The 10,830-nt window shown below is 39.5% G+C and carries 10 protein-coding genes; 7 read left to right on the top strand and 3 right to left on the bottom strand.

Annotation, left to right across the window (positions count from 1 at the left end; genetic code table 11):
* Positions 1-146: 146 nt before the first annotated feature.
* The 3 genes from proC to HUK45_RS09045 form a co-directional block, all read right to left on the bottom strand.
* Positions 147-932, bottom strand: coding sequence for a pyrroline-5-carboxylate reductase (proC, locus tag HUK45_RS09055; protein WP_191912035.1), 786 nt, complete (start codon positions 930-932; stop codon positions 147-149).
* A complete protein-coding gene (locus tag HUK45_RS09050) occupies positions 922-1,644 on the bottom strand; it encodes a MucBP domain-containing protein (protein WP_191912034.1) in 723 nt (240 codons plus the stop codon). Before HUK45_RS09050 ends, proC begins: the two co-directional genes overlap by 11 nt.
* A 229-nt stretch (positions 1,645-1,873) precedes the next feature.
* Positions 1,874-4,069, bottom strand: a complete 2,196-nt coding sequence (locus tag HUK45_RS09045; protein ID WP_191912033.1) for an ATP-dependent Clp protease ATP-binding subunit — start codon at positions 4,067-4,069, stop codon at positions 1,874-1,876.
* A gap of 233 nt (positions 4,070-4,302) precedes the next feature.
* Between HUK45_RS09045 and HUK45_RS09040 the strand changes: the two genes are divergently transcribed.
* The 7 genes from HUK45_RS09040 (at position 4,303) to HUK45_RS09010 (ending at position 10,444) form a co-directional block, all read left to right on the top strand.
* Positions 4,303-4,488, top strand: a complete 186-nt coding sequence (locus HUK45_RS09040) for a hypothetical protein (RefSeq protein WP_191912032.1) — start codon at positions 4,303-4,305, stop codon at positions 4,486-4,488.
* Positions 4,489-4,604: 116 nt separating this feature from the next.
* Positions 4,605-4,871: a phosphocarrier protein HPr gene (locus tag HUK45_RS09035; RefSeq protein WP_003716808.1), complete on the top strand. Its 267-nt coding sequence runs from the start codon at positions 4,605-4,607 to the stop codon at positions 4,869-4,871.
* Complete coding sequence (gene ptsP, locus HUK45_RS09030) at positions 4,871-6,601, top strand: phosphoenolpyruvate--protein phosphotransferase (protein WP_191912031.1); 1,731 nt, start codon at positions 4,871-4,873, stop codon at positions 6,599-6,601. The genes HUK45_RS09035 and ptsP overlap by 1 nt, the downstream gene beginning before the upstream one ends.
* A gap of 155 nt (positions 6,602-6,756) precedes the next feature.
* Positions 6,757-7,974 carry a glycosyltransferase family 4 protein gene (locus HUK45_RS09025; RefSeq protein WP_191912030.1) on the top strand — a complete coding sequence of 406 codons (1,218 nt, stop codon included), beginning with the start codon at positions 6,757-6,759 and terminating at the stop codon, positions 7,972-7,974.
* 3 nt (positions 7,975-7,977) lie between these two features.
* Complete coding sequence (locus HUK45_RS09020; RefSeq protein ID WP_191912029.1) at positions 7,978-9,003, top strand: glycosyltransferase family 4 protein; 1,026 nt, start codon at positions 7,978-7,980, stop codon at positions 9,001-9,003.
* A complete protein-coding gene (locus HUK45_RS09015; RefSeq protein ID WP_191912028.1) occupies positions 9,003-10,022 on the top strand; it encodes a lysylphosphatidylglycerol synthase transmembrane domain-containing protein in 1,020 nt (339 codons plus the stop codon). The genes HUK45_RS09020 and HUK45_RS09015 overlap by 1 nt, the downstream gene beginning before the upstream one ends.
* Positions 10,023-10,195: 173 nt before the next feature.
* Positions 10,196-10,444 carry a YkuJ family protein gene (locus tag HUK45_RS09010; RefSeq protein ID WP_191912027.1) on the top strand — a complete coding sequence of 83 codons (249 nt, stop codon included), beginning with the start codon at positions 10,196-10,198 and terminating at the stop codon, positions 10,442-10,444.
* The last annotated feature ends 386 nt before the right edge of the window (positions 10,445-10,830 follow it).

Raw genomic sequence — 10,830 nt, 5'->3', positions numbered from 1 at the left:
AAGATCGCCGGGAGGCTGTCCATATTTAGTATTAATTTTAAGAAAAGGAAGAACCGCTCAGAATTTCAAATGAAATTCCGAACGGTTCTCTTAATTTAAAGGACTTATGTCACAGCCCCTTACTATTTTAAAATTATTTGCGTTTTTTATTTTCCAGCTGCCTTATTAATCGCATCAATTACTGCATAACGGAACTGGTTTTTTTCTAGGGCCATTACACCTTTAATTGTCGTGCCGGCTGGGGAAGTCACCTGATCACGAAGTTCAGCCGGGAGCTTCTTAGTATTAAATGCTAGTTTTCCAGTGCCTTTAACCATACTGGAAATTAAACGATAAGCTGTTTGCCTTCCCATACCATTTGCAACGGCACCATCACTCATGGCATCCATGAAAACATCGACAAATGCTGGACCGCAACCGCCAATAACGCCAACAATCTCTAGCTGATCCTCGCTAACGGGAATCACATCTCCTAAGAGCTCAAGAAAAGTAATGATTTTATTTGCATTTTCTTCAGTAATCTCTTCAGGGAGAGTTAGTCCGATTGTCCCGGCATTAACAGCAACTGGGGTATTTGGAATCATTGCAGCTACAGTAGCATCAGCAATTACTGATTGTAATTGCTCCAATGAAACACCAGCAGCAGCCGAAATAACAGTTGTTGAAGCGGGAAGTTGACTTAGTTCCTGAGCAATTTTCAAGGTAATTGGTGCAGGGGTAGTAAGAACAACAAAGTCAGGGTTTACTTTGATGACATCAAGATTATTATTTACAACGGTAAAGCCAAGTTCTTGCCCGAGAGAGGTAACACGAGGGTTAGTTGGATTTTCACCAATAATCTTAAACTGTCTTGTATTTATAAGCCCCTTGATAATTGCGGAACCCATATTACCAACACCGACGACCGCAATGGTTTGTTGATTAGTCTTCATTTTGATCCTCCAATTTGACGTAATTACCGGTAATAAATGTTCCATTATCAAGCTTATACCAGATGATCTCATCATTATCACTCATCTTACCAGTGATCGTGATTTCTTGACCATCCTTAATTTCACTAACTTTATCACCATATTGTTTATTAAAAGCATCAATTGCTTTTCCTGGGAGGTAATCAATCACTGCCTTTGTCTTTTTCATTGGGATGACTGCCATGTTGTCAGCGAGCTTAGATTGGAAATCTTTATCTTCATTCTTAAATGGGTTATCCACAATTGTCATTTTGTCGTATTTTACCCATTGATCGCTACCGATTTCGTACCAAAATTCGCCTGATTTCGTTGCAACACGGTGAAAGGCTTTCAAAACAATATCGTCCGGGAAAGGCGTACCGACTTGCATCCCGTTTGGCATATCATATACCGCAGTAACCGCATCGAGGTGAAGGTACATTTCGATTGATTCTACTTCACCCCAGTTCTTATTCCGGTAATAAACGTGAATGCTATGTGGCTGATCATCAAATTTTCCGGTTAATTCACCCTCATTTTTGATAAATTGGTAACCATCGAATTGCTTCTTTTCGACAGAATATTTTTCTCCGAGAAATCCCCGTAAAAGTTGGGGGACCACCAGATTTTCTCCAGTATCAATATTTGTGTAGTAGACCCAAATTGGGTTTCCTGTTTTGAACTTATCTTCCATCCTTTTCACCCCGTCAACTATATTTACTCTTTATTATAGCATTGATAAGGTGAAACCTCTGTGATGAACAAGTTAACAAACTGTAAAGATAGAAAGAAGCTGGAAATTAACCCATTGAGCCTATTTAGATTTCCGCGATTAGACTCTGTAAGTTCGGAGACTACTAGTAAATATTAAAGGCAGGGAAAAGTAAAATTTTTCCTGCCTCTTTTCATCAATAATTTAAATGTTATTTATCTGCATTTGGTGCAGCGACAACGGTAATGTTACCGTCTTTATCCAATTGTGCGGCAAGTTCGTGAGCGTCATTGTGATCAAGAACATAGTCAGCAATCCGATCTTCGATTTGTTCTTGAATTACCCGACGAAGAGGACGAGCACCCATCTTTGGATCATATCCTAAGTCAACTAACTTCTCATCAACATCTTCAGGAACGGTGATTGATAAGTCACGGTCAGCTAACATCTTGTTAACATCACTGATCATCAGGTTAACAATCTTCATTAGGTTATCCTTACTGAGGGCATTGAACTGAACGATGTCATCAAACCGGTTCAAGAATTCTGGCTTAAAGTAGTTGGTCAATTTATCAATGATTGAGTGAGTACTACCGGTTGATTCAGCACCAAAACCAACGCTAGCTTGAGCATCACCAGTTCCAGCGTTAGAAGTCATAATAATAATCGTGTCCTTGAAACTAACGGTCCGACCTTGTGAATCAGTTAATCGTCCATCGTCAAGAATTTGTAAGAACATGTGCATAACGTCAGGGTGAGCTTTTTCCACTTCGTCAAGCAAGATTAAGCTATAAGGGTGACGACGAACTTGTTCAGTTAATTGACCAGCCTCTTCATAGCCCACATAACCTGGAGCCGCTCCGATAAGCTTTGAGGTAGATGTCTTGTCCATGTATTCTGACATGTCAAAACGGATCATTGAATCTTTAGAACCAAAAAGCTGGAGAGCAAGTTGCTTAGCTGTTTCGGTCTTCCCAACACCAGTAGGACCAACAAAGAGGAAACTACCAATTGGACGACCAGACTTGTTTAAACCAATCCGGTTTCGGCGAATTGCCCGAGCAATCTTATCAACCGCTTCAGTTTGACCAATGACATGTTCGTCAAGCTTCTTATCAAGATCCCGAAGTTGGTTTTCTTCTTGCTTCTGCAGATCACCGACAGGAATATTAGTTTTTTCTTCAACAATATCCTGCATATCCTTAACGGTTACCGTTGCGGACTCTTCAGAATGATTTTCTTCTGCTTCTTTTTTAGCCTTTTCAAGCTTGCTTACCTGGTCACGATAAAAAGCGGCCTTTTCGTAGTCTTGGTTATCTGCTGCTTGTTGCTTGTGAGCTTCAGCAGTGTGAATTTCATTTTCAATTGCATTTGGATCAACATTCTTCAATGTTAGATTCTTCCGTGAACCAGCTTCATCCATCAGGTCAATTGCCTTGTCGGGAAGGAAACGTTCTTGGATGTAGCGGTCGGAAAGTTTAGCGGCCGCAATGATTGCATCGTCGGTGTACTTAACATGGTGATAATCTTGATACCGCCCTTTAATTCCGTTAAGGATCCGAATTGTTTCTTCAACTGAAGGTTCGTTAACTTCAACTGGTTGGAAACGCCGTGCAAGGGCGGCATCTTTTTCAATCTTCCGGTATTCATTAAGGGTAGTTGCGCCAAGAAGTTGGAAGTCACCACGCGCAAGGGCAGGTTTTAGAACATTTCCGGCATCCATGCCGCCTTCAGCATTTCCGGCACCCATGATTTCGTGAATTTCATCAATGAAGAGAATAATGTTCTTGTTCTTCCGGACTTCTGCCATTAATTGTTGCATTCGCTTTTCAAATTGTCCCCGGATACCGGTTCCTTGAACAAGGGAAACAACATCGAGTCGGATAATTTCCTTGTTAGCAAGTTTTTCTGGTACTTCACCGGAAACAATTGCGGTAGCTAAACCTTCAACGACAGCAGTCTTCCCAACACCAGCTTCACCGATTAGAACCGGGTTGTTCTTAGTTCGTCGATTAAGGATTTCAATAACCCGCTTGATTTCATTATCACGACCAATAACTGGATCAATTTTTCCTTGGCGAGCAAGATCAGTTAAGTTAATACCGTACTGACCGAGAATTCCCTTACCACGACCGCCGTTACCGCCTTGTCGTTGGTTTTGACCGCTAAAAGCAGCACCGTTACCAGCGGCTTGTTGGCTTTGCATATTATTCATGGCATTCATGAAGTCTTCGAGGCTTCCAAAACCGAAATTATTCATTCCGTTACCTCCATTCATCATATTTGTTTGCATATTTTGTAATTTTTGGTAGCAATTTTGACATAAATCGAGTTGAACTCGTTGGCCATTAAGGTTCATTTGTAAATGGATCGTTGCAGGATTCTGATGACAATTTTGACAAAGCACCGTAAAAATACCCCCTTAATAAAATAGATCCGACCATCGAAAAGGAAATTATTATCTTTGACCTTTCCTGACCATTGGTGTTAATTATACTTACTTTTTGTTTGACTGCAAGTTAAATGAATCAGTTTAAGAAAAAATTAGTCAAACTTTCTATTAAATTTTAGTACTCTTGATTGATGAATGCTAAAATAAGGGTGATGAAAAAGTCAGGGATCCTTTAATGAGGTGGTTAAATGACAGAAAGAGATTATCAACAAGAACTTGATGACTTGCATTCGGGAAAGACTAGTCATTTTGATATTACTCCAGAGGAATTTCAAGCGTTTCAGCCGATTTTTCATGGTTACCAATACCGGACACAAATTGAAGCAGAAGCCCATCATGGGGGAACGCTTACATATCGATTAAAAAAGCGATAACCAATCGTTGAGAGAACTTGTAATTGAAGTTTACAATTGCTAAAATAAAAGCAATGAAATTATCAGGGCTTGGCCACTGACAATTTGCTAATATGCTCGAAGGAGAATGATTAATTATGGAAAAACGTGATTTTACAATTACATCTGAGACAGGTATTCACGCTCGTCCAGCAACTATCCTGGTTCAAGCAGCTTCTAAGTATAACTCTGATGTTACCCTTTCATACGAAGGTAAGAGTGTTAACTTGAAGTCCATCATGGGTGTTATGTCACTCGGTGTTGGTCAAAATGCTTCAGTTACCATTACTGCTAAGGGTGACGACGAAAAGGAAGCTTTGGATGCCGTTGCTGAAACAATGAAGAAGGAAGGCTTAACAGACTAATGTCCACACTTTTAAATGGCTTGGCAGCGAGTAGTGGAATTGCAATTGCTCCTGCCTACCTGTTAGTGGGACCAGATTTATCTGTTAACCAACAATATTCAGCAAATGAGAATCATGAGGTCAAGCGGCTTCATGATTCTTTTGCTTTAACGCTGAATGAAGTTCAAACAATCCGTAAGCATGCTCATAAGTCACTTGGTAAAAGAGCAGCTGCGGTTGTTGATGATCAGCTGGCAATTTTGAACGATCGGTCCCTTCATGCTGAAATTATTGAAAAAGTTAAGCGTAAGCATTTCACTGCAGAATGGGCAATTAAAGAAACCGAGGATGAACAACTAAAGGTCCTTGAAAAAATGAATGATAATGACTATCTTTCATCAAGAGCAACGGCACTTAAAGACGTTTCTAAAAGAATGCTTAGTCATTTAATGGGGGTTAAGCTTCCTAATCCAACTCTGTTAAGTCACCGGGCAATCTTTGTGGCACAAAATATTACCCCAACTGATACTGCTCAATTTGATCGGCGCTTTGTTGCGGGGTTAATTACTGATGACGGTGGTCGAACTTCTCATTTTACAATTATGAGCAAAACACTGTCATTACCAGCGGTTGTTGGGACTGAAAGTGCCACCGATATAATAAAAAATGGTGATTTACTAATCGTTGATGGGATTCATGGCAAGGTTATTGTCAATCCATCAGAAGAGGAAGTAGATCATTACCAGCGATTGGCTGCCCAATTTGATCGTGAACAACAAGAGTGGGGGGTCTTAAAGGATGAACAGACTGTTAGTACTGATGGACGTCACTTTAAGGTTGTGGCTAATGTTGGAACACCAATTGATGTCTTCGATGCTCGGCAAACCGGGGCTGAAGGAATTGGTCTTGTTCGGAGTGAATTCTTATATGCAAGTGGTGATCAACTTCCCGGTGAAAAAGAGCAGGCACAGGCTTATAAACAATTCTTAACTGAGATGCCAGGACGACGAGTAGTGGTTCGGACACTTGATATTGGTGGCGATAAAAATCTGGGGATGTTAAAACTGCCTCAAGAAAATAATCGTTTTCTTGGCTTTCGGGCAATTCGGATCGGTTTAGCCAAACCTGAAATTCTTCGTCCACAGTTGCGGGCACTTCTCCGTTCATCTGTATATGGACGGCTTGCAATTATGTTTCCAATGATCGCAACTGTTGAGGAATTTTGGCAAGCACGAAAAATCTTGGATGAAGAGCGACGACGGCTATTAGATGAAGGTGTTCAAGTAGCGGATAATATTGAAGTTGGAATGATGCTGGAAATTCCTTCAAGTGCGTTGATGGCGGATGCTTTTGCTCGCAAGGTGGATTTCTTTAGTATTGGCAGCAATGATCTAATCCAATACTTATTTGCGGCTGATCGGGGCAATCCTCGTGTTGCCTACCTTTATCAAGAATTACATCCGGCGATCCTTCGCTTAGTTAAGCGCGTGATTGACGCCGCTCATGCAGAAGGTAAATGGGTAAGCATGTGTGGTGAAATGGCAAGTAATCCGCTAGCGACCCCGTTATTAATGGCAATGGGCTTAGACGAGTTTTCGATGAATAGCAGCAGCATTTTGCATATTCGTTCCCTAATTAATCAGCTTAATACTCGTCAATTACAGCCACTAGTTCATAAAGCGCTTAATGCGATTACTGCTTCTGAGGTTGAACAGTTAGTTCGGCAAACAGTTCCCGAAGTTATCGAATAAATCCTTAAGTGATCTTAACGTTTATAGAAAAGACTTGTTGTTATTGGCTGAACAGTCTACAATTGTCGAGATACCTTTTTGCGGATTAGTAAATGCTTTTGTATAATAATCTTGCAATTATTTAGATTGAGACTAGAGAAAAAGGAGCAATTAGCTTGAAGATAGGTCTTTTTACAGATACATATTTTCCCCAAGTAAGCGGGGTTGCGACGTCGATTAAGACGCTTCGTGATGAACTAATTGCTCAGGGGCATCAAGTATATATATTTACCACAACGGATCCAAAAGCAAAGGACGATGACGAAGAAAATGGTATTTATCGTTTTCCAAGTATTCCCTTTGTGTCATTTACGGACAGACGAATTGCGATTCGGGGTGCTTTTCGTGCGATCAAGATTGCGGAGAAACTTCAACTGGATATTGTTCATAACCAAACTGAATTTTCGTTAGGCGTAATGGGAAAAGTTGTTGCTTGTCATTTAAGTATCCCGTGCTTGCACACTTACCATACAATGTATCAGGACTATCTCCATTACATTGCTAATGGCCATATTCTGAAGCCCAAGGATGTTGGGAGGTTAGCTCATATCTACCTTCATAATATTTCTGGAGTGGTAGCACCAAGTGAGCGGGTACTAGAAACAATGCGTGCTTATAATGTTGATGCTCCGATTCGGATTATTCCAACTGGGGTTAACTTACGGGTATATGGTCAGCGGGATTCTATTGAGGAAAAGAATGCTCTCCGTGCCAAGTGGGGATATAAGCCAGATACACCAGTGCTCTTATCGCTAAGTCGGCTTGCGTTTGAAAAGAATATTCATACTTTAATTGAAGCGATGCCGGATATTTTAGCTAAAAAGCCCGATGCTCAATTACTGATAGTTGGGGATGGCCCCGCGAGAGAAACATTAGAGCGGCAGGTTCGCCACCTCCATTTGACCGAGCATATTCAATTTACAGGTCAGGTTGATAATGATGATGTTCATCACTACTATCAAATGGCAAATGTTTTTGTTTCGGCATCTGATTCTGAGTCACAGGGATTGACATATGATGAAGCATTGGCGTCTGATTTACCGATCGTGGTAATGCGGAGTGATTATACCGATGAGTTAATTGATGATCCAGCCATTGGGGTTAGCTTTCAAAAACGGATTGATCTTGTTAACGGTGTTCTTCGTTACCTTAATAATCCGCGGACACCTGAAGAGCAAGATAAACGTGATGCAAAATTACACGAGATTTCTGCTGAAGTATTTGCTCAGCGAATCCTTAAATTTTATCGTGATTGCCAAGAGACAATGGCTGAGAAGCAATCTGGTCAATCAAGGGGTACGTTTCGGAATCTTTTTCATCGATCGAGGAGTTAAGCAATGTTAAAAATTACCATGTTTTCGTCTGCCGATAAGGTTGCCGGACAAGGGGTCGGCAGTGCTTACTTAGAATTAATTCATCTTTTAAAAACTCGCTTTGCCGATCAGTTTGACATCGCGATTAATAAATATCGAAAAAGCCAGATCAGTCATTATCACACGATTGATCTGCCCTTTTATTTCTCAACGTTTTCTAAAAAGCGGGGACGGAAAATCGGCTACGTTCACTTTCTTCCCGAAACTTTAGAGGGAAGCCTGCAAATTCCACAACCATTTCGGGGAATCTTTTATCGGTACGTAATTGCTTTTTATAAGCGGATGGATCATTTAGTTGTCGTTAATCCGTCCTTTATTGATAAGCTGGTAGCTTACGGAATTCCTCGTGATCACGTAACTTATATTCCTAACTTTGTTGATTCAGATAACTTTTTCCCGGTTGACAAGTCAACTCGTCAAGAATATCGGAAAAAGTATCATTTGCCAGCGGATAAGTTCGTGGTTCTTGGAAGCGGTCAAATTCAGGAACGAAAGGGAGTCCCTGATTTTATTAAACTGGCTCAACAGAATCCCGATATTCAGTTTGTGTGGGCAGGTGGTTTCTCGTTTGGTCGGCTAACTGATGGATATAGTGAGTTAAAAAAAGTCGTTGATAATCCACCAACGAATCTATTATTTACGGGAATTGTTAGTCGAAAAGAGATTGCAGAATTAAATAATGCTGCTGACTTATTCTTACTTCCGTCATTTAACGAACTCTTTCCAATGTCAGTTCTTGAAGCATTCAGTTGTGGTACTCCGGTAATGCTTCGTGACCTTGACTTGTACCATTCAATTATTGATGGGGATTATGAACCAGCTAAGGATGTCAATGAGATGCGAACTAAGCTTGTTGAACTTACTCATAATCCAGAAAGATTGAATTACTTACGGGAACAAGCAATTGAAACTTCAAAGCGTTACTCAAAAGAGCACCTTGCAAAGGTTTGGGATCGCTTTTACCGACAACAAGCAAAGGAGGTTAATTAATGAGCCGACGTAATTGGGGCGTCCTGGCTATGATGCTCTTGATTGGGGTGGGGATTTTTGTATATGCCTTACGCGACATTAATCTTCATGTTTTAATTCAGGAATTTAATACGATTAATTGGGGATGGATGCTCGTTGCGGTTATTTGTATTTGTCTTTACCTTGGTTTAGAGGGAGTTGTGGTAAAGATATTTATGAAGGATCGCTATCCAGATTTTACCTGGAAAGACTCATTTCGGTTACCTCTAATTGAACAGCTATTTAATGGGATTACCCCATTTTCAACAGGAGGGCAGCCCGCACAATTAGTAGCAATGATTCAATCAGGTGTTGACGGGGGAATTGCTAGTTCGGTTCTTCTGATGAAATTTGTTGTTTTCCAAGCGATGATTGTGGTAAATTTTCTTATCTCGTTGCTAATTGGCTTTCATTATATTGAAGAAAAACTCCACGCTTTAGCATTGTTAGTTGTTTTTGGCTTTACAATTCACCTGGCTGTTATTATTGGCTTATTAATGGTGATGTATTGGTACCACTTTACTAAAAAAACAACTAACCTACTTATTAAGCCGCTTGCGTTATTTATGAAAGCCAAACGATATGAGAGAATAAAGATTCTGTTGAACGAAAAAATTGATTCTTTCTACCAGGAAAGTCTAAAAATGAAAAAGGAATATGGCAAGTTAGCAAGGGTATGTGTTGTCACAATCGCTCAGCTATTTTTCTACTACATTATTCCGTATTTTATTCTTCTTGCTTTAGGTGTTCATCATATTAACTTCATAATGGTGGTTAGCCTGCATGTGTTAATTTTTATGGTGATTTCGCTATTTCCAATTCCTGGGGGTGCAGGAGGAGCAGAGTATAGCTTTTCAGTTTTATTTGCTAGTTTTGTTAATTCAAATACTAAATTGATTTTAGCAATGCTTCTTTGGCGGCTATTAACGTATTATTTTGGGATGTTTGCTGGAATAATTGCTTTAATCGTTAAGCCAAATCGGGTCCAACATCGTAAATAAATTTGCTGGCTTGTCAAAACACAATAAACGGTTAGCATTGTGAAATTAAATTTAAAAACTTCCAATGAAAAGCAGGCTTGTTTTTGTATAATTGGATTCTATATGTTCAAGTAGAGTGAGGGTGAGAAAAATTTCTCGCCCTTATTATTTAAAATGAATGTGGGGGATGAAGGGTGCACTCTTCAAATTTAGAAAAAATTATTAAACGGCTTCAAGCAATGACACTTGATTATTCTAATAACAGACAGAAAAGGATATTTGAACAGTTTGGAATTCCTCTTTGTGAGGTGACATATATTCGTTCAAGCCGTGAATTCATTTTTGAACGCTATCGGCCGCGAGAACGTTTTCGGTTTGACGATATTGATTTGGCTGCAATTGAAGTCTTTAATTGCTTATATGATTTTAAACATACTTTTTAAATTAGAATTTCCTATTGACGTGGACTAATGAACAAGGTATATTAGTTATCGTTGTCTGTGAGGCAATATAAATGAACGTTACATTTGATTGTAAATTCATTTGAAATAATATGTTGACATTAATTTGATGTCATGATATATTATTTAAGCTGCTTGTTGAGATTAATGATTTAATCTTTGATGATTCAATTAAATGAAATTAGTTGTTGACATTGAGACAAGCGTGCGATAAAATATTAAATGTTGTTCGGCTTTACAGTTGAACAAGGTAGACCTTTGAAAACTGAACAAAGTTTCGACGAATCAAATGTGTAGGGTCTTCAATCATAATGATTTGAAGCAAAACATTTGCGAAGTCAATTCGCTTAATTAATTTGAATTAGAGC

Origin of the sequence: Limosilactobacillus urinaemulieris (assembly GCF_014838745.1) — a bacterium.
GTDB lineage: Bacteria > Bacillota > Bacilli > Lactobacillales > Lactobacillaceae > Limosilactobacillus > Limosilactobacillus urinaemulieris.
The sequence above is the reverse complement of the archived record's forward strand: the minus strand, read 5'-3'. Positions and strand labels throughout refer to the sequence as shown.

Coding starts and splice junctions, on each gene's coding strand:
- proC (WP_191912035.1), bottom strand. CDS start 932: ATGAAGACTAATCAACAAACCATTGCGGTCGTCGGTGTTGGTAATATG.
- HUK45_RS09050 (WP_191912034.1), bottom strand. CDS start 1,644: ATGGAAGATAAGTTCAAAACAGGAAACCCAATTTGGGTCTACTACACA.
- HUK45_RS09040 (WP_191912032.1), top strand. CDS start 4,303: ATGACAGAAAGAGATTATCAACAAGAACTTGATGACTTGCATTCGGGA.
- HUK45_RS09035 (WP_003716808.1), top strand. CDS start 4,605: ATGGAAAAACGTGATTTTACAATTACATCTGAGACAGGTATTCACGCT.
- ptsP (WP_191912031.1), top strand. CDS start 4,871: ATGTCCACACTTTTAAATGGCTTGGCAGCGAGTAGTGGAATTGCAATT.
- HUK45_RS09020 (WP_191912029.1), top strand. CDS start 7,978: ATGTTAAAAATTACCATGTTTTCGTCTGCCGATAAGGTTGCCGGACAA.
- HUK45_RS09015 (WP_191912028.1), top strand. CDS start 9,003: ATGAGCCGACGTAATTGGGGCGTCCTGGCTATGATGCTCTTGATTGGG.